22 protein-coding genes are annotated in these 19,369 nt (G+C 45.8%); all 22 read left to right on the top strand.

Annotation, left to right across the window (positions count from 1 at the left end):
* Positions 1-276 precede the first annotated feature (276 nt).
* The 22 genes from QNN06_RS30320 to nuoN all read left to right on the top strand — a co-directional run bounded on the left by QNN06_RS30320 (position 277) and on the right by nuoN (position 19,146).
* A complete protein-coding gene (locus tag QNN06_RS30320; RefSeq protein WP_213117962.1) occupies positions 277-501 on the top strand; it encodes an AtpZ/AtpI family protein in 225 nt (74 codons plus the stop codon).
* A gap of 2 nt (positions 502-503) precedes the next feature.
* Positions 504-878, top strand: a complete 375-nt coding sequence (locus tag QNN06_RS30315) for an ATP synthase subunit I (RefSeq protein WP_213117133.1) — start codon at positions 504-506, stop codon at positions 876-878.
* A gap of 21 nt (positions 879-899) precedes the next feature.
* A complete protein-coding gene (gene atpB, locus QNN06_RS30310; RefSeq protein ID WP_213117134.1) occupies positions 900-1,613 on the top strand; it encodes a F0F1 ATP synthase subunit A in 714 nt (237 codons plus the stop codon).
* A gap of 56 nt (positions 1,614-1,669) precedes the next feature.
* Positions 1,670-1,882 carry a F0F1 ATP synthase subunit C gene (atpE, locus tag QNN06_RS30305; protein ID WP_027323467.1) on the top strand — a complete coding sequence of 71 codons (213 nt, stop codon included), beginning with the start codon at positions 1,670-1,672 and terminating at the stop codon, positions 1,880-1,882.
* Between the two features lie 108 nt (positions 1,883-1,990).
* Positions 1,991-2,521, top strand: a complete 531-nt coding sequence (locus tag QNN06_RS30300) for a F0F1 ATP synthase subunit B (protein WP_213117135.1) — start codon at positions 1,991-1,993, stop codon at positions 2,519-2,521.
* A complete protein-coding gene (locus tag QNN06_RS30295; protein ID WP_213117136.1) occupies positions 2,518-3,054 on the top strand; it encodes a F0F1 ATP synthase subunit delta in 537 nt (178 codons plus the stop codon). Before QNN06_RS30300 ends, QNN06_RS30295 begins: the two co-directional genes overlap by 4 nt.
* A gap of 203 nt (positions 3,055-3,257) precedes the next feature.
* Entirely contained in the window at positions 3,258-4,769 is a 1,512-nt protein-coding gene (atpA, locus tag QNN06_RS30290) for a F0F1 ATP synthase subunit alpha (RefSeq protein ID WP_213117137.1), read from the top strand.
* Positions 4,770-4,859: 90 nt separating this feature from the next.
* A complete protein-coding gene (gene atpG, locus QNN06_RS30285) occupies positions 4,860-5,717 on the top strand; it encodes an ATP synthase F1 subunit gamma (protein ID WP_213117138.1) in 858 nt (285 codons plus the stop codon).
* Between the two features lie 65 nt (positions 5,718-5,782).
* Positions 5,783-7,204, top strand: a complete 1,422-nt coding sequence (gene atpD / locus QNN06_RS30280; protein WP_213117139.1) for a F0F1 ATP synthase subunit beta — start codon at positions 5,783-5,785, stop codon at positions 7,202-7,204.
* A gap of 21 nt (positions 7,205-7,225) precedes the next feature.
* Positions 7,226-7,633, top strand: a complete 408-nt coding sequence (locus tag QNN06_RS30275; protein ID WP_284036673.1) for a F0F1 ATP synthase subunit epsilon — start codon at positions 7,226-7,228, stop codon at positions 7,631-7,633.
* Between the two features lie 749 nt (positions 7,634-8,382).
* Positions 8,383-8,757 carry an NADH-quinone oxidoreductase subunit A gene (locus QNN06_RS30270; protein WP_213117141.1) on the top strand — a complete coding sequence of 125 codons (375 nt, stop codon included), beginning with the start codon at positions 8,383-8,385 and terminating at the stop codon, positions 8,755-8,757.
* Positions 8,748-9,260, top strand: coding sequence for a NuoB/complex I 20 kDa subunit family protein (locus QNN06_RS30265; protein ID WP_213117142.1), 513 nt, complete (start codon positions 8,748-8,750; stop codon positions 9,258-9,260). The genes QNN06_RS30270 and QNN06_RS30265 overlap by 10 nt, the downstream gene beginning before the upstream one ends.
* Positions 9,261-9,263: 3 nt before the next feature.
* Positions 9,264-9,632 carry a hypothetical protein gene (locus QNN06_RS30260; protein ID WP_284036672.1) on the top strand — a complete coding sequence of 123 codons (369 nt, stop codon included), beginning with the start codon at positions 9,264-9,266 and terminating at the stop codon, positions 9,630-9,632.
* Between the two features lie 38 nt (positions 9,633-9,670).
* Positions 9,671-10,624 (top strand): NADH-quinone oxidoreductase subunit C, encoded by a 954-nt coding sequence (locus QNN06_RS30255; protein WP_284036671.1) that lies wholly within the window; start codon positions 9,671-9,673, stop codon positions 10,622-10,624.
* A 3-nt stretch (positions 10,625-10,627) separates the two neighbouring features.
* Positions 10,628-11,728, top strand: a complete 1,101-nt coding sequence (locus QNN06_RS30250) for an NADH-quinone oxidoreductase subunit D (protein WP_284036670.1) — start codon at positions 10,628-10,630, stop codon at positions 11,726-11,728.
* Positions 11,728-12,732 carry an NADH-quinone oxidoreductase subunit NuoH gene (gene nuoH / locus QNN06_RS30245; RefSeq protein WP_284036669.1) on the top strand — a complete coding sequence of 335 codons (1,005 nt, stop codon included), beginning with the start codon at positions 11,728-11,730 and terminating at the stop codon, positions 12,730-12,732. Before QNN06_RS30250 ends, nuoH begins: the two co-directional genes overlap by 1 nt.
* Positions 12,733-12,813: 81 nt before the next feature.
* On the top strand, positions 12,814-13,233 hold the full coding sequence (gene nuoI / locus QNN06_RS30240; RefSeq protein WP_213147983.1) for an NADH-quinone oxidoreductase subunit NuoI: 420 nt from the start codon (positions 12,814-12,816) through the stop codon (positions 13,231-13,233).
* On the top strand, positions 13,230-13,757 hold the full coding sequence (locus QNN06_RS30235; protein WP_213117147.1) for an NADH-quinone oxidoreductase subunit J: 528 nt from the start codon (positions 13,230-13,232) through the stop codon (positions 13,755-13,757). Before nuoI ends, QNN06_RS30235 begins: the two co-directional genes overlap by 4 nt.
* The gene (gene nuoK, locus QNN06_RS30230; protein ID WP_217032537.1) at positions 13,754-14,068 is read left to right on the top strand and encodes an NADH-quinone oxidoreductase subunit NuoK; all 315 of its coding nucleotides are present in this window, start codon (positions 13,754-13,756) and stop codon (positions 14,066-14,068) included. The genes QNN06_RS30235 and nuoK overlap by 4 nt, the downstream gene beginning before the upstream one ends.
* A 168-nt stretch (positions 14,069-14,236) precedes the next feature.
* The gene (gene nuoL, locus QNN06_RS30225; protein ID WP_284036668.1) at positions 14,237-16,105 is read left to right on the top strand and encodes an NADH-quinone oxidoreductase subunit L; all 1,869 of its coding nucleotides are present in this window, start codon (positions 14,237-14,239) and stop codon (positions 16,103-16,105) included.
* Positions 16,102-17,607, top strand: a complete 1,506-nt coding sequence (locus QNN06_RS30220) for an NADH-quinone oxidoreductase subunit M (RefSeq protein WP_213117150.1) — start codon at positions 16,102-16,104, stop codon at positions 17,605-17,607. The genes nuoL and QNN06_RS30220 overlap by 4 nt, the downstream gene beginning before the upstream one ends.
* Positions 17,608-17,613: 6 nt before the next feature.
* A complete protein-coding gene (gene nuoN, locus QNN06_RS30215) occupies positions 17,614-19,146 on the top strand; it encodes an NADH-quinone oxidoreductase subunit NuoN (protein ID WP_261363785.1) in 1,533 nt (510 codons plus the stop codon).
* Positions 19,147-19,369: the final 223 nt, after the last annotated feature.

Below are 19,369 nucleotides of genomic sequence, written 5' to 3'. Positions count from 1 at the left end.
CAAGTGTTCACAAAATGGACACAAAATAGCCAAAAAAACTTCAAAAATTACAATACAATAAGAGTGTTAACTTTCACTTCCAAATCGCAAAAAAATTGGGAAATTGTTTGTGGAATAATTCACGTAAATTCATTGACAATGCATGGTGCCTATTGTATGCTAACAAAGGGTGTGGATGGTAGGGTTTTCATCGAAATTTAATTTGACAAAATCCCTCGCATGATTTATCATAATCACCTTTTTGTTTTTCATTCTCTAGACAGTGAGGATGATTTTATTATGCAAAAGAACCGCAATCCTTTTCAAGCCATGGCTTTAATGTCTGCTATTGTTTCCCAGCTGGTCGGCTCCATCCTTATTGGCATTTTTGCCGGAAGATGGCTGGACGAAAAGTGGGGTACAGAACCAATATTCTTAATAATCGGACTGCTCCTGGGTCTTGCGGCAGGGGTTTATTCTATGCTTGTCTCAATCCGCCATTTCTATTCAGGAGATAAATAACAATGCCAGATTTCAGAGAAATGTACAACAGGCAGAGAAAATGGATGTTTTACTTGTTGTCCATCTATGTTCTTGGCTGGGGCTTCACTACATACAAAACGGCTTTCCTTGGGTTGATCCTTGGGACATGCTTTAGCTTCATTATGCTTTGGATGTTAGTGAGAAAAACAGAGAAATTCGACAAAGCCGTCTCGGCAGGAAAAAAGGTCAAATCATTGGGCTCGCTGCAAAGAATGGCGATCGCAGCAATTGCGGTAATGATTGCGTTAGAATACCCTGATTATTTTCAAATAGTCAGTGTTGTTTTGGGACTAATGACATCCTATATTGTCATTATGATAGATTATTTTTATCATGCTCTGCATGCTCAAAAGTGAAGGGAAGCGAGGTGAGTTTATATGCATCATGGGGCTCCTGAGTTTGAATTGTTTGGTCTCTGGTTTAACGGGGCAAACGTTCTTATGATCACAATTGCAAGTGCAATTGTCTTTCTTATTGCCGTATTAGCAACCCGCAAGCTGGCAATGAAACCTACGGGGATGCAAAACTTTATGGAATGGGTGATGGACTTTGTAAAAGGCATCATCAACAGCACAATGGATTGGAAAGAAGGCGGGCGATTCCACATCCTGGGGATTACATTAATCATGTATATTTTTGTATCAAATATGCTGGGTCTTCCTTTCGCAATCGTCGTTGACGATAAGCTTTGGTGGAAATCACCGACAGCTGACCCGATTATTACGTTAACCCTAGCGGTCATGATTTTGGGTCTAACCCATTATTACGGCGTCAAGCTAAAGGGCGCAAAAGGATATGGAGAAGGTTTCTTCACTCCAATGAAATTCTTATTCCCGTTAAAGATTATCGAGGAATTTGCGAACACATTGACGCTTGGTCTGCGTCTTTACGGTAACATTTACGCTGGTGAATTGCTTCTATCGCTCTTGGCAGCGGGATTAGCACACCAAGGAATCGCCGGCACAATCGCCGCTATTCCGCTAACACTTGTATGGCAAGGCTTCTCGATCTTCGTCGGATCCATCCAAGCGTACATCTTTACTATGTTAACGATGGTTTATATGGCACACAAAGTGAGTCATGACCATTAATATATTTTTTTATAAAAAATAAAACATATTTATACATTTTAAGGAGGAACAAAATAATGAATCTTATAGCAGCAGCAATTGCAATTGGTCTAGCAGCAGTAGGCGCAGGTATTGGTAACGGTCTTATCGTAGGACGTACAGTTGAAGGTATCGCTCGTCAGCCAGAAGCACGTGGTTTACTACAAACTACAATGTTCATCGGGGTTGCGTTAGTAGAAGCATTACCGATCATCGGCGTTGTTATCGCGTTCATGGTCTTAAACCGCTAAAATTAAAAAACTCCAGATGGCGAAGAGACATTCATCTAACTTCGCCATTCATTTATGTTCGTTTATGCATTTCTAGTGTGAGCAACTCTTGAAAGGAGTGAACCCAGGGTGTTAACAAGCAGTTTAGTATTAGGTGCAGCCGAGCAAGCGGGCGGCCACGTTAATTATGGAGATATCTTCTTCCAACTGATCGTGTTTATTGTCCTCTTGGCATTGCTGAAAAAGTTTGCGTGGGGTCCATTAATGGGCATCATGAAACAGCGCGAAGAGCATATTGCAAGTGAAATCAACGCAGCTGAAGAAAGCCGCGGAGAAGCGAAGAAGCTTTTAGAAGAACAAAGAAATCTTTTAAAAGAAGCCCGTGCAGAAGCACAGAGCTTAATTGAAAGTGCGAAAAAGCAAGGCGATATCCAGCGTGAGGAAATCATCGCAGCGGCCCGACAAGAAGCGGAACGCCAAAAGGATGCTGCCAAGCTTGAAATCGAACAGCAGAAAGAAAAAGCTGTTGCCGCTATTCGCGAACAAGTGGCTTCATTGTCTGTGTTAATTGCTTCTAAAGTAATTGAAAGAGAATTATCTCAAGCGGACCAAGATGCGCTTATTAACGAATATATTAAAGAGGCAGGAGAAGGGCGATGAGCAACCAACTAGTAGCAAAACGCTACGCGTCGGCTCTTTTTCAAATTGCAAAGGAACAGCAGATTCTAAGTACAGTGGAAGAAGAACTTCGTGTAGTCAAGGAAGTTTTACAATACAATCCTGATTTAAAAGCTGTTCTCAAATCTTCGAAGCTTCCTATTGAAAAGAAAAAAGAGATTGTGAAAAACGCTTTTACATCTGTTAATCAATATGTCTTAAATACAGTATTGATCCTAATCGAACGTCATCGTGAAGGCGAAATCGTGGAAGTTGTGAATCAATTCACGGAGCTGACAAATGATGAACTCGGCATTGCCGAAGCGGAAGTTACCAGCATCCGCCCGCTTTCAGACGCGGAGCGTGAAGCTATTTCTGCCACATTTGCAGCTAAGATTGGGAAGAAATCATTACGAATTGAAAATATCGTGGATTCCGATTTGCTCGGAGGCGTTATGCTTCGCATCGGAAACCGTATATATGATGGATCATTACGCGGCAAGCTAAGCCGTTTAGAACGTAAATTGTTAAGCTAAAACGAAAAGCGGAAGCGACCGTTTAGCGGCGTATGGCCTGGAGCGCTTCGACTGAGATAAAGGAAACACGAAGAGCGATAGCGCATTCGTGCTTGACTTATCGTAGGGAGAAGAGCGAAGGACACTAGCCGCTGGGAGCTGGAGCTGGACAATTCTCAAAGTAAAATGTGTACGAAAAGTATCGTAGAATAGGGGTGAAACTCATGAGCATCAAAGCTGAAGAAATCAGTGCCCTGATAAAGCAACAGATTGAAAACTATCAGGCAGAAATTCAAGTGACCGATGTTGGTACTGTTATCTCCGTTGGTGACGGTATCGCACGTGTCCATGGTCTTGACAATGTCATGGCCGGAGAACTTGTTGAATTCTCAAACGGCGTTATGGGTATGGCGCAAAACCTTGAAGAGAATAACGTTGGTATCATTATCTTAGGACCTTTCACTGACATCAAAGAAGGTGACGAGGTTCGCCGTACAGGACGCATCATGGAGGTTCCGGTTGGTGAGGAACTAATTGGACGTGTAGTTAACTCATTAGGACAACCAATCGATGGCATGGGTCCAATCAATGCAAAGAAAACCCGCCCTGTTGAGCAAGTAGCAACTGGCGTTATGGCTCGTAAATCCGTTCATGAGCCGCTGCAAACTGGTATTAAAGCGATTGACGCACTAGTGCCAATCGGACGTGGACAGCGTGAGTTAATCATTGGTGACCGTCAAACAGGTAAAACATCCGTTGCAATCGATACAATCATCAACCAAAAAGGTCAAAACATGATCTGTATCTATGTTGCGATTGGACAAAAAGAATCAACAGTACGTAACGCCGTTGAATCACTTCGTAAAAATGGCGCATTAGAATACACGATCGTTGTTTCTGCATCTGCATCACAGCCTGCTCCAATGCTATTCTTAGCACCATATGCAGGGGTTGCAATGGGTGAAGAATTTATGTTCAACGGTAAGCACGTATTAATCGTATATGATGATTTAACAAAGCAGGCATCTGCCTATCGTGAGCTTTCCTTGTTACTTCGCCGTCCTCCAGGCCGTGAAGCATATCCAGGGGATGTATTCTACTTACACTCACGCTTACTTGAGCGCGCTGCGAAATTAAATGATGAGCTTGGCGCTGGTTCTATCACAGCATTGCCATTTATCGAAACACAAGCAGGTGACGTTTCTGCTTATATCCCAACAAACGTTATCTCCATCACTGATGGACAGATTTTCTTACAATCCGACCTCTTCTTCTCTGGCGTACGTCCAGCGATCAACGCAGGTCTTTCCGTTTCCCGTGTAGGGGGTTCTGCGCAAATCAAGGCAATGAAAAAGGTTGCCGGTACATTGCGTCTTGACCTTGCATCCTACCGTGAATTAGAAGCATTTGCTCAGTTCGGTTCTGACCTTGATAAGGCAACTCAAGCAAAGCTTAACCGCGGTGCGCGTACAGTTGAGGTTCTAAAGCAGGATCTTAACAAGCCGCTATCTGTTGAAAAGCAAGTTATGATTCTATATGCATTAACTCGCGGTTTCCTTGATGATATTCCAGTACAGGATATTCGCCGTTTTGAAGGAGAATTCCATAGCTGGTTAGACCACAACCGTAAAGATTTGTTAGACCAAATCACGACTACGAAGGATCTTCCGAAAGACGATGATATGGCTAAAGCAATCAACGACTTTAAAAAGACGTTTGCTGCTTCTGAGCAATAAGGTCTAGCAATATGAACGGCGGCGATGGTTTCGGACCCGGTGTCTTTAGCCATCGCCTGACATTCTTTGAATGAGGGTGGTGAGAACCTAATGGCTTCATTACGCGATATAAAAACGCGGATTAATTCGACGAAAAAGACAAGTCAAATTACAAAGGCAATGGAAATGACTTCTGCTGCGAAGTGGAATCGCGGTGTTATGAACGCAAAATCATTCGTGCCTTATATGGAAAAAATTCAGGAAGTTACTGCATCGATTGCCCTTGGTGCAGGCGGCGTGAGTCATCCGATGCTGACCCATCGTCCTGTAAAAAAGACAGGCTACATCGTGATCACATCCGACCGCGGTCTTGCTGGTGCGTTTAACAGTAACGTAATCCGCCGTGTCCATCAAACAATCAAAAGCCGTCATACATCCAATGACGAGTTTGCGATTATTGCGATTGGCCGAGTGGGGCGTGACTTTTTTGTGAAGCGGGGTTACAACGTTGTCCTTGACATTATCGGGGTTAACGACCAGCCGAGCTTCCAAGATATTAAAGACATTGCAAGCACAACTGTCGGCATGTTCTCTGATGGAACATTCGATGAATTATATGTTTATTACAGCCACTATATCAGTGCAATTTCGCAGGAAGTAAATGAGAAGAAGCTGCTTCCATTAACGGATATTTCAACTTCTCACAAGCTCACTTCCTATGAGTTTGAGCCAAGTGCGGAAGAGATTTTAGAAGTCCTTCTTCCACAATACGCGGAAAGCTTGATTTATGGTGCACTGTTAGACAGTAAAGCAAGTGAACACGCTGCCCGGATGACCGCAATGCGTAACGCAACCGACAATGCGCACGAACTGATCCGCGGCCTGACATTAAGCTTCAACCGTGCCCGCCAAGCGGCGATCACGCAGGAAATCACGGAAATCGTCGGCGGTGCCGCAGCGTTAGAATAGTAAGTATTTGGTGTTTAGCGCCAATTTGATAGTTTTTGCAAAGAGTAAGTTAGGAGGGAAAAATGATGAGCAAAGGACATGTTCTTCAGGTTATGGGTCCGGTTGTTGACGTTAAGTTCGAAAATGGTCATCTTCCTGAGATCTATAATGCGCTTAAAGTCGTAAGAAAAGCGCAAAATGCATCTGAAGTAGATATTAACCTAACCCTTGAAGTAGCCCTTCATTTAGGTGATGATACTGTTCGTACAATCGCGATGGCATCTACTGATGGTGTAACCCGCGGTTTAGAAGTAGAAGATACTGGTAAGCCAATTTCCGTACCAGTTGGGGAGCCAACACTTGGCCGCGTATTTAACGTACTAGGTGAAGCAATCGACTTAAAAGATGAAATCCCAGCAAGTGCACGCCGTGATTCCATTCACCGCGAAGCACCAACATATGAAAATCTTTCAACAGAGGTTGAAATTCTTGAAACTGGTATCAAGGTAGTTGACCTTCTTGCGCCATATATTAAGGGTGGTAAGATCGGTCTATTCGGTGGTGCCGGTGTAGGCAAAACCGTATTAATCCAGGAATTAATCAATAACATCGCGCAAGAGCACAGCGGTATTTCTGTATTCGCAGGTGTAGGTGAGCGTACTCGTGAAGGAAACGACCTTTACCACGAAATGACAGATTCCGGCGTTATCAAGCAAACAGCGATGGTATTCGGACAAATGAACGAGCCGCCAGGAGCACGTATGCGTGTTGCCTTGACTGGTTTGACAATGGCTGAATATTTCCGTGATGAGCAAGGACAAGACGTGTTATTGTTCATTGATAACATCTTCCGTTTCACACAAGCAGGTTCTGAGGTTTCTGCGTTACTTGGCCGTATGCCATCTGCCGTTGGTTACCAGCCGACACTTGCTACTGAAATGGGTAAATTGCAAGAACGTATTACTTCAACTAATAAAGGTTCTGTTACATCAATCCAAGCGATTTACGTACCGGCCGATGACTATACTGACCCGGCTCCGGCGACAACTTTCGCTCACTTAGATGCAACAACAAACCTTGAGCGTAAGCTTTCTGAAATGGGTATCTACCCTGCGGTGGATCCTCTTGCTTCTACTTCTCGTGCATTATCACCTGATATTGTTGGAGAAGAGCATTACAATGTTGCTCGTCAAGTACAGCAAACATTGCAAAAATATCGTGAATTACAGGATATCATCGCGATTCTAGGTATGGACGAACTTTCTGATGATGATAAGTTAGTCGTTGCCCGTGCGCGTCGTATCCAGTTCTTCTTATCACAAAACTTCCACGTTGCTGAACAGTTCACTGGTCAGCCAGGTTCATATGTACCTGTTAAAGAAACAGTTAAAGGATTCAAAGAAATCCTTGAAGGTAAATATGACCATCTTCCAGAAGATGCATTCCGTCTTGTGGGCCGCATTGAAGAAGTGGTTGAGGCCGCAAAACGCATGGGCGTAGAGGTCTAACCTTTCAGGGAGGGGTAAAATATGAAGACGATTAAAGTCAGTGTTGTAACTCCCGATGGTCCGGTTTATGAATCAGATGTGGAAATGGTGAGTACAAAAGCAAAAAGCGGCGAGCTAGGCATTTTGCCAGGTCACATTCCATTGGTGGCACCACTGGAAATCGGTGCTGTCCGTTTGAAATTGGCTGGCGGCAAACAAGAACAAATCGCTGTCAGCGGCGGCTTTTTAGAAGTCCGTCCTGAACAGGTAACTGTTCTTGCCCAGGCTGCAGAAAAGGCGTCAGATATCGATATAGAACGTGCGCAGCGTGCTAAGGAACGTGCCGAACAGCGTATCCAGCAGGCGCAGCAGGAGCATGTCGACTTCAAACGTGCTGAATCGGCATTGCGCCGCGCGGTTAACCGTATAAATGTGGCGGGAAATCGATAATTTATAATACCGGTTGTAAAATACGGTTCTCGTACTTATATGTAAATACAATGAATCCAACCCCTTTGGCCGGCCTTAGATGCCGGTCGGAGGGGTTTTTATTTTTGTTGGGGGTTACGGATTGAGGTATGGGGACGGTTCTTATGCATCAAAAGAATATGGTGAGTTTTATGAAGAGGAAAGTAAATTGATTGAATTGGAAAGTAAACTGATATAAATGGAAAGTAAATGGCCCAATCAGGAAAGTAAATATCTAAAAAGTGAAAGTAAGTACTCAAAAGCGGAAAGTATTGTAAATTAACTGGAAATTACCCGCTATAAAAGTCTGCTTTCCAAGCTAAAATGAATGAATTTTGATTTTAGGAATATGAATGTATTGAGCGGGAAGTACAAACTGCGGAGCCAGGACGAATTTTTATGTGAAATACCAATCAAAAAGCAATTTTTCAAAAAGGTTTGGGTTAAAAATGACAAACCTCACTGACATGGGCGGGATTTTGGTTTTAAATAGGGGTAGTTGTCGAATCGAGAGGCATTGTGGGTGATAAAGAGGACCAAGTACCCAGAAAATTACTCAATAGAATACTTTTTTAAAGAGCTATTTTTAGGTATCCTAATTTTGGAAATTGAGTTTGTGAATAGATTTCCAAATTAAAGGATTGGCTTGTCGACATGGGTTTGTAACAATGCTATAATGAATTCGGTTACAATCTAATTAATGAAAATTTACAACATTGGAGGGGATAGGCATGGAACTTTTGAATGTATATCAGAATAATTATCTGATAGTTTTCGTGTTCCTATGTCTCGGGGTGTTGCTGCCGGTGGTGGCATTATATTTAGGTAAGCTTTTGCGTCCGCACAAACCTAGCGAAGCAAAGTTGACCACATATGAGAGCGGTGTTGAGCCATTTCACGATTCCCGTGTACAGTTCAATGTCCGCTATTATATTTTTGCCCTAATGTTTGTTATTTTTGATGTGGAAACGGTATTTTTATATCCATGGGCGGTTGCCTATGATAAGCTAGGCGTTTTCGCATTGATCGAAATGTTAATTTTCGTATTCTTGCTATTATTAGGCCTAGTGTATGCTTGGAAAAAGAAGGTGCTACGATGGATCTAAAACTAGATGGCGTTACCGATTTGGAGATGCAGGAGTTAAAACAGAATGTGTTTATGACTTCGCTGGAGCAAGTGAAGGCCTGGGCGCGAAGCAGTTCGCTGTACCCGGTGACATTTGGTCTGGCTTGTTGTGCGATAGAAATGATGGGCGTGGGTGCGGCTCACTACGACTTGGACCGGTTCGGATCGTTTTTCCGTCCGTCACCGCGTCAGTCTGACTGTATGATCGTTTCTGGAACAGTTACGAAAAAAATGGCACCGATTTTGCGCCGTTTATATGACCAGATGCCGGAACCTAAATGGGTGATCGCGATGGGGTCATGCGCAACCGCAGGCGGACCATACATAAAATCGTATTCCGTTGTCAAGGGTGTTGACCAGATTGTGCCGGTTGACGTGTATATCCCAGGTTGCCCGCCAAACCCAGCTGCCTTAATTTATGGAATCAATAAATTGAAGGAAAAAATTCGTTACGAAGCGAAGACTGGGAAGAAGGTGACCTGATAAATGAGCGGGGAAAAGGATCTCGAACAATTAAAGCGAGAGGCCGTGGCAAAGGCAAAGGCCGAGGCGGCAGCGAAACGAGCTGCCCGGGAAGCCGGACAGAAGCCGGCTGAATCAGCTGCGCCAAAGCAAGAGGAAACACCGGTTGAAGCGACACCTGCAGCTGGTTCAGGAGCAGGCGACGCTGATGATTTAGCGAAGAAAAAAGCCGCAGCCGCTGCGAAGGCGAAAGCAGCAGCGTTAGCGAAGAAGAAACGTGAAGGCATCGCGGATGAAGAGCCAGCAGCAGAGGCCGCAGCACCAGCACCTGGAGTACCTGAAGCAGGAGCGGGCGACGCCGATGACCTAGCGAAGAAAAAGCAGCAGCTGTAGCGAAAGCAAAAGCAGCCGCAGCAGCGAAACGGAAAGCGATGGAGCTAGCGGGTGGTGCAGACCAGGCCTCAGAACCTGCTGCAACACCAGAAGCACCGGAAGCAGCAGACGCAGGAGCAGGCGGCGACGCCGATGACCTAGCGAAGAAAAAAGCAGCAGCTGTAGCGAAAGCAAAAGCGGCCGCAGCAGCGAAACGGAAAGCAATGGAGCTAGCTGGCGGTGCAGACCAAGCCGCAGAACCTGCCGCAGAAGCAGGCGGAGACGACGCCAAAGCGAAAGCCGCAGCAGCGGCAAAAGCAAAGGCCGCCGCAGCAGCGAAGGCCAAAGCAGCGGCAGCAGCCAAAGCAAAACGTGAAGGCGGAGCGGAAGATGCACCAGCAGGCGATGATGAAAAAGCAAAAGCCATTGCCGCAGCGAAAGCGAAAGCAGCCGCTGTAGCAGCAGCCAAGGCCAAAGCGGCCGCAGCAAAAGGCGGAGCAGGAGCTGCCGAGCCAGCAGCCGAGGCGAAGCCATCTCCGAACCAGCCGTACCTTGATAAGTACGTTAAAGTAATCGAAGAAAACATGGGTTCCGAAGTTTTAGAAGATTTTTATATTAATAAACTATCGAAGGATGTTCCAACCCTTGTGGTGAAGCGGGAAGCCTACTTTAAGCTTGCACAATTTTTAAAATATAATGAGCTGTTAGGCTTCGACTATTTATCAGAGCTGCACGGAACTGACTTTGAAACACATATGGAAATTTATGTTCACTTATACTCATACAAAAACCGCCAATCCGTCGCCTTCAAGGTGAAGATTGACCGGAATGAGCCGATCATCGAATCCTTGCAGCCAGTATGGGCGGGCGCTGACTGGCCTGAGTGTGAAGCATACGACTTACTTGGCATCAAGTTTACCGGGCATCCAAACCTGCACCGGATTATGCTTGGCGAAGAATGGGTTGGCTATCCACTGAGAAAAGACTATGAGCCGTATGATGTGGAGGTGTAACCAGTGATCAAAACAGAAGAAATGATGCTTAACGTAGGTCCTCAGCATCCAAGTACGCACGGCGTATTCCGGCTTGTCGTTAAACTCGACGGGGAAATCATTACCGAAGCACAGCCTGTCATCGGTTACCTGCACCGCGGGACTGAAAAATTGGCTGAGAACCTGCAATATACACAAATTATTCCATACACCGACCGGATGGACTACCTGTCGGCGATGACCAACAACTACGTGATCTGTCACGCAGTAGAAACGATGATGGGCATCGAGATTCCAGAACGGGCGGATTTCCTGCGCGTGATTGCGATGGAATTGGGCCGGGTAGCGAGCCACCTGGTATGGTGGGGTACATACCTGCTTGACCTTGGGGCAACATCACCGTTTATCTACGCCTTCCGCGAGCGGGAAATGATCATTAATATGCTGAACGAGCTTTCAGGCGGACGTTTGACGTTCAACTACATGCGTGTCGGCGGCGTCAAGTGGGATGCACCGGAGGGCTGGATTCAAAAAGTAAAAGAATTTATTCCGTATATGCGCGAACAACTGGCTGGCTACCACAGCCTGGTGACAGGGAATGAGATTTTCCTAAACCGGGTAAAAGGGATTGGCAAGTATTCGAAGGAAGACGCGCTGCAATACAGCTTGAGCGGTGTTAACCTGCGCTGTACCGGCGTGAAATGGGACCTGCGCAAAGACGAGCCGTATTCCATCTACGATCGCTTCAACTTTGATGTTCCGGTTCAGGAAAGCGGTGATGCTTGGGCGCGTTACCAATGCCGTCTGGCGGAAATCGAGGAATCGTTGAAAATTTTAGAGCAGGCTGCTGAGCAGTTCCCAGAGGAAGGCGAGATTTTGGCGAAGGTGCCAAAAATCATCAAGGCGCCAAAAGGGGAAGCTTTTGTCAGAATTGAATCGCCGCGCGGGGAAATTGGCTGCTATATTTATAGCGACGGGAAAAAAGAACCGTACCGCTTAAAGTTTAGAAGACCATCTTTCTATAACTTGCAAATTCTTCCGAAGCTATTAAAGGGAGAAAACATTGCAAACATGATTGCTATTTTAGGCGCGATTGATATTGTCCTTGGAGAGGTGGACGGCTGATGATACAAGAGATGCTCCAGTCAAGTCCAGGTTGGTTTAACTTTATCTTCTTCTTTATCTTTGGACTTGTCTTACTATTAGTCGTATTAGGATTCGTTACGTACTCAATCTTAGCGGAACGGAAGGTCATGGGTTACATTCAGCTTCGCCACGGTCCGAACCAGCTCGGCGGACGCTTTGGACTATTGCAAACCGTTGCCGACGTTTTAAAGCTTTTATTAAAAGAAGATATCATCCCGAAAATGGCTGACCGTCCAATGTTTATTCTGGCGCCGGTCATCGCGTTTGCACCATCATTCATGGTGCTGGCAACCATTCCGTTTACGGACCGTTTTCAGTTCGCTGACCTTGGCGTCGGGTTGCTATACTATGTAGCCGTATCCGGATTGACGGTTTTCGGAATTCTACTAGGAGGCTGGGCTTCCAACAATAAATATTCCCTGTTAGGGGGCGCACGGGCAACAGCGCAGATGATTTCATATGAAATTCCGCTTGTTATGTCCGTTCTTGGCGTTATTTTATTATCGGGCAGTTTGAACTTAAATGATATCGTGCATGCCCAAAAGCACGGCTGGTTTATTTTACTGCAGCCAATCGGGTTTATCGTATTTTTAATCGCTTCGACTGCGGAACTGTCCCGGACACCGTTTGACCTTCCGGAATCAGAGTCCGAGCTTGTTGCCGGTTATCATACCGAGTACACCGGTTTCCGCTGGGCCTTCTTCATGCTGGCAGAATATGTGTATTTATTCGCAATGACTGCCTTAATTACTATATTATTCTTTGGCGGCTGGATGGCCCCATTCGGATTCCTTGACTTTATCCCGGGAGCCGTATGGTTCGCGTTAAAGTTCTGCGTGATCTTGTTCCTTTATTTGTGGTTCCGAAGCACATTTCCACGGATGCGCGCCGACAAACTCATGGAGTTCGCTTGGAAAATCTTAATGCCAGTGGCGCTCGCAAACATCATGCTGACTGCCATTATCAAATCGTTGTTTTTTTAAAAAAAAAGAAATGGGTGTCAGGCACCGCTTATGGGCACCACAAATTAATAGAAGTGAAAATTTTTTAAAGGGGTGAAAAACGTGCTTGGATTAGCTAAAGGCTTGAAGTATACCCTGAAGCAGTTGTCTCGTGAGAAGGTTACTTATGATTATCCGAATGAGCCGCTGCCGCTTCCGGACCGCTTCCGCGGGATTCAGAAGTTTTATCCGGAAAAATGTATCGTGTGTAATCAGTGTGCGAACATTTGCCCGACGGATTGCATTCAATTAACGGGTAAGAAGCATCCGGACCCGACGAAAAAAGGGAAAATCATCGACACATACGATATTAACTTTGAAATCTGTATCCTTTGCGATCTTTGTACAGAGGTCTGCCCGACAGAGGCCATCGTTATGACCAATAACTTTGAGCTGGCGGAATACAGCCGGGACATGTTATTTAAGAACCTTGAATATTTGGATGAGAACGACGAAAACGTACGGCAGGTGAATAAAGCATGACATTAACAGGCGAGTTTTTCGCATTTATGGCCCTTGCGCTTGTGGCGATCATCGGCGGCGTGCTTTTACTGAATCTGAACAAAGTCGTACACATGGTCGTGGCCTTAATCTTCACATTCGTGGCCATTGCAGGAATCTACATTCTGCTCAATGCCGAATTCGTGGCAGCAGTGCAGGTGTTGATTTACTCCGGTGCGATTACGATCATTATGTTGTTCGGGATCATGTTAACGAAGCCGTACGATGATGAGGGTGAAAGTGCCTCTAATGGCAGCAAGTGGAGAAGGATCTTATTATTCCTAGGTGTTGTGGGTTTTGCGTTTGCCGTTTACGTTGGCATTTACAATTTCCCAATCGATCAGGTTCCTTCAAACCTGCATGAAAACAACACGCTGGAAGTTGGTAAAGCATTATACAGCAAATATATTATTCCGTTTGAATTTGTATCTGTTTTACTATTAGCATCTCTGATCGGAGCGATTATTTTAGCAAAACGAGAGGATAAGGAGGGGGATAGCAAATGAGTTCAGTCCCCGCTTCAGCGTTCCTGGCACTAGCACTCATTTTATTTTGCATTGGCTTATACGGTGCGCTTACAAAAAGAAATACCGTAATCGTGTTGATTTCCATTGAGTTGATGCTGAATGCTGTGAACATCAATCTCGTCACGTTCAGCAAATACGGAATGGCACCGTCCATCACCGGACAGGTTTTCGCGTTGTTCGCAATGGCCGTCGCTGCTGCCGAAGCGGCAGTAGGTCTGGCTATCCTAATGTCGCTTTACCGTAACAGGAAAACTGTCAATATTGACGAAATGGACCAAATGAAACACTAAAAGTGGCAGATGGGCCCGGTCAGGCGGGCGTTGCCACTGTAACAATAGTGCACAGCACACTAAGGGTGTCAGGCACCGCGTGTGGACATTTGTCCGCCCACGGCAGACATGACGCCAATTTCGACTAATTCCGGGTGGGGCATTCAACCACCCAGACAAAGGATGATAATGATGGAAAATGCATGGCTTATACCGCTTTTCCCGCTATTATCGTTTTTGATCCTTCTTCTCATCGGTAAGCGGCTGAGGGAGGCGAGTGCGTATGTGGGGATTCTGCTTACGTTAGCATCGCTTGTTTTCTCAATTCTCGTGTTATTCGAACGCTTTACAGAGCCAACCTACATCACCAAGTTTGACTGGCTCACGATAGGAGATCTGCATCTAACAGCGGGCTTTGAAGTGAATCAATTAAATGCATTAATGCTGTTTATCGTATCGCTTGTCAGCTTTCTTGTACATACCTACTCCAAAGGGTACATGCATGGGGACGAGCGCTTTCCAGTGTTCTATGCATACTTAGGATTATTTACGTTTGCGATGCTCGGTCTCGTCATTTCGCCGAACCTGCTCCAAACATATATTTTCTGGGAACTAGTCGGTGTCGGTTCGTTCCTATTAATCGGTTTTTATTTTTACAAAGAAGAAGCGAAGGCAGCGGCAAAGAAAGCCTTCATCATGACCCGGATTGGGGACGTTGGTCTCTTTATCGGGATGATTCTGATTTTCTGGCAAACGAAAAGCTTTGAGTACAGCGAAATTTTCAGAGCGGTTGAGGCTGGCGCTGTCTCACAAACGATGATTACCTTAACAGCGATCTTAATTTTTATCGGGGCGGTTGGTAAATCTGGTCAGTTCCCGCTTCATACATGGCTTCCAGACGCGATGGAAGGTCCGACACCAGTTTCGGCCTTAATCCACGCCGCTACAATGGTTGCCGCCGGGGTTTACTTGGTTGCTGCGCTTTTCCCGCTATTCCAAGCGAGCCAAACAGCGCTGTTGACTGTAGCGACAATTGGTGCATTCACCGCGATTTTCGCAGCCAGCATCGGCCTTGTGCAGACGGATATTAAACGCGTTCTCGCGTATTCGACTGTTTCACAGCTTGGCTACATGATGCTCGCACTTGGTTCCGCCGGCTATGTGGCTGGTGTGTTCCACCTAATGACACACGCATTTTTCAAAGCATTGCTATTCTTGGCAGCCGGTTCCGTGATCCATGCGGTCCACACTCAGAACATCGAGGAAATGGGCGGCCTTTGGAAAAAATTAAAATTTACTGGTCCGTTATTCTTAATCGGAACACTCGCCATCAGCGGGGTACCGGGACTATCCGGTTTCTTCAGTAAGGATGAAATATTAGTCGCAGCATGGGAAGGCGGCCATCCGGTGCTATTCCTATTAGCGTTAATCGCGGCGTTCTTTACCGCATTCTATATGTTCCGCCTATTCTTCCTGGTGTTTACCGGCGAAGCGCGCGGCGAACAAAAACATGTTCACGAATCACCATCTTTGATGACCCTGCCAATGCTTGTCCTTGGCGTTCTGGCTATCATCGGCGGTTATGTGAACACACCATGGTTCGGTTCGTTCCTTGGCGATTGGCTTGTTGACGGCAACGAGGCACTTGGCCACGGCCATATCGAAGGTCCAGCCTGGATCATGATTGCCGCTACGGTCGTTTCCTTATTAGGAATCTACCTGGCATGGTTAATCTACGGAAAGCGCTCTGTCGCACGCGACTGGCTCAGCGGCGCAGGCGGCACACTGCATACGATTTTACTGAACAAATATTATGTGGATGAATTCTATCAATTAATCGTCGTTAATTTTGTCAAAGGGTTCAGCTACTTCCTGCGCTTCATTGACGTGTTCTTAGTAGAAGGTATCGTCAAGGGTGTGGCCGGGTTCGTACAAGGGCTTGGCAGAACAGGCTCGAAAATGCAGAATGGTCAGGTGCAAACCTACGGAGCAGTGGCCTTTATCGGACTTGCGGTACTCGCAGTCATCTTCGCATTAACAGGGGGGTACTTGAAATGAATTTATCGTGGGTTCTGACAACACTAGTATTCTCCCCTTTACTAGGTATTGTCGTTCTAGCCTTTATGCCAAAAACGCAGGAAAAAGCGATCAAGTTCGTTGGCTTCCTGGCCACTCTGCCGGCACTGGCCTTAGCGCTTGCAGCGTACGCTCATTATCTTGCCGGAAAAAAATTATCGGACTTCACAATTGGACATGAATGGATTCAATTCCGCGGCATGAGCGGCGATGCGCCAATATTTTCAGTCTATTATGAGCTTGGCTTAAGCGGCTTCCAACTGCTGCTCGTCGTGTTAACTGCCGTTGTTGCAACACTTGCGGCCATTGCAGCAAGGTATGTGAAAAAAGAATGGAAAGGCTACTTCATGCTGTTCCTTCTTTTAGAAGTCGGCATGCTCGGCGTATTCACAGCGGAAAACTTAATCCTGTTCTTCATCTTTTTCGAAATTACGCTTATCCCAACTTTCTTCCTTATTGGAAAATGGGGTTATTTTGAAAAAGAAAAAGCAGCTTACAGTTTCTTAATCTATAACGGATTAGGTTCAGCGGTTCTGTTAATCGTCATCATGATTCTTTTTGCAAAAACAGGCACGACCAACATCGACCTGTTAACAAAAATCATGGCCGACCCAAGTGCGCCATTGTCTGGCGACTTGAAACTAGGTTTATTGATATCCTTATTAATTGCGTTTGGCGTGAAATTGCCGATTTTCCCACTGCACAGCTGGATGTTGAAAGTTCACGTGCAGGCACCGCCATCCGTGGTTATGATTCACTCTGGGATTCTATTAAAAATCGGTGCGTACGGTTTAATCCGTTTCGGGATGGGGATTTTTCCAGCGCAATTCGAAACGCTTGCAACTTTGATTGCCATTCTGGGCGTGATCAACCTGCTTTACGGTGCGTTCCTGGCGTTCATTCAATCCGACTTTAAAATGGTTTTGGCTTACTCGTCGATTTCCCACATGGGTATCGTGCTAATCGGACTTGCGGCGATGAATGAAGCCGGCATCCAAGGTGCGATTTTTCAAGTGGTATCGCACGGTTTGATTTCAGCTTTATTGTTCTTCTTAGTGGGAGTTTTATACGAGCGGACCGACACGTCGCTTATCGAAAACCTCGGCGGTATAGCAAAGGGCATGCCGATTGCAGCCGGCTTCTTGTTGGCGGGCGCGATGGCATCGCTTGGTTTGCCGGGCATGTCGGGATTCGTCAGCGAATTCATGGCTTTCCTTGGACTGTTCAAAGAACTGCCATGGCTTGCCGCAGTCGGAACTATCGGCATCATCATGACCGCAGCGTACCTGCTTCGTGCCGTCTTAGGCATGACGTTTGGTAAGGCGCACCGCGAGTTCATTGGCTTCGTTGATTTGAAGGGCGTGGAATTCGTGCCGGTTGTGGTTTTGACAGCGTTAATTGTGTTAATTGGTGTTTACCCAAGTGTTCTAAGCTCACCGCTTCAAGCCACACTTGAGACTATCATGCTTGGGTTAGGAGGGTGATTAGGATTGAGTTTTGATCAATTTCAATCGTTAAACTGGAGCATCATGACACCGGAATTCATCATCCTTGCTGTGATTGCAATCTTGGTGATAATGGATCTGTTTATGCCAAAACATATGGACCGAAAAATCCTCGGCTGGATTGGCATTGCGGCCATCCTTGCGGCGATGGTGTCGGTCTTCGGCATGGCCGGCGGTCACGTCGAGTCGATTCTGCATGACACGTTCCGCCTCGACAGCTTTGCGATCGCGTTTAAGCTGCTGATTTTAGGCGGCGGGGCGCTGGTATTGTTCTTGGCTACTAGCTACAAAGCCACCGATGGCTTGGAAAGATATACGGGCGAGTTTTATTACCTATTATTATCAGCATTATTAGGTGCCATGGTGATGACCTCAAGTGGCGATTTAATCACCCTTTACATCGGCCTTGAGCTGTTATCGATACCATCTTATATTTTGGCGGGCATCCAGAAGGATAGGTTAAACTCCAACGAGTCTGCGATGAAATACGTCATCAATGGCGGTATTTCGTCCGCAATTGCTTTATTCGGGATGAGCTATGTGTACGGACTGACTGGTTCGACTAACTTGCTAGAAATCGCAGGCCAGCTGTCGATGCTAATGGACGGGCAGCAAGCATACCTGCTTGGCTTATCGTTCTTGATGATTTTGGTTGGTTTAGGATTTAAGTTGGCAGCCGCTCCGTTTCACATGTGGGCACCGGATGTGTACCAAGGTGCGCCGACTCCTGTTACAGCGTTCTTAAGCGTTGTTTCAAAGACAGCCGGTTTTGTGATTGTCGTGCGGATTTTGTTAACGGTATTCGGATCTGCAGCAACGAACGGGCCTGGTTCTATTCCAATCTTGCTGGATATGCAAAATTACCTTGCTGTGATCGCAGCCGCTACGATGATTATCGGTAACGTCGTGGCACTACGGCAGTCTGATATTAAACGGATGTTCGCGTACTCAAGTATCGCGCACGCTGGTTATTTATTAGTAGCCGTAACAACTTTAACATCGAATATGTTTTATTCCATCTGGTTCTATTTGCTGGCGTACTTGTTCATGAACATGGGCGCATTCGCAGTCATCCAGGTGGTGTCGGAAAAAACAGGTTCTACGAAGATTGCGGACTTTGCCGGCTTGTACCGCCGCTCACCGTGGTTGGCCGTGACAATGGGAATTTTGTTGATTTCCTTGGCTGGCTTCCCGGGAACAGCGGGCTTCATCGGTAAGTTAAACATTTTTGTGGGAGCCTTTGCCGGCCAGCCACATTATGTGTTGGCTTCGGTGATGATTGCCACGACGGTGGTATCGTATTTCTATTATTTCGGCGTCATGACACAAATCTTCTTCCGTCCGGCTCCGGCCGCTTCTGAAGGAGAGGGTGAAGGCAGCAAGTTCAACCTGCCGTTCGGAATCGTAGTTGTGTTGATTGTGGCAGTGGTTGGTTCGGTTTTGTTCGGTATCATGCCAAACATTGCGCTCGACTTTATGCATAATAACCTGGATATTGTTCAGGATTTCTTTAGTTAATGGCTCTGTTATTATTAATTGTTGATTTTCGGTTTGGTATGACAATTAATAAGCGAAGAATTTTCGGCTAATGTATGTAGAGGAAGCTTAAGACGCAGATATAAGCGTAAATATTCGATTAACTGCTCTAAATAAGACAAAATCCAAAGAATTTGATCAGATAAGAGGAAAAACATCCCTTATTTTTAAGGAAATATCGGTATTTCCCAATTTAAGCGAATTT

The organism is Neobacillus sp. 114 (assembly GCF_030127045.1).
GTDB classification, from domain to species: Bacteria; Bacillota; Bacilli; order Bacillales; family Cytobacillaceae; genus Neobacillus; species Neobacillus rhizophilus.
This window is presented reverse-complemented; position numbering and strand designations above follow the sequence as displayed.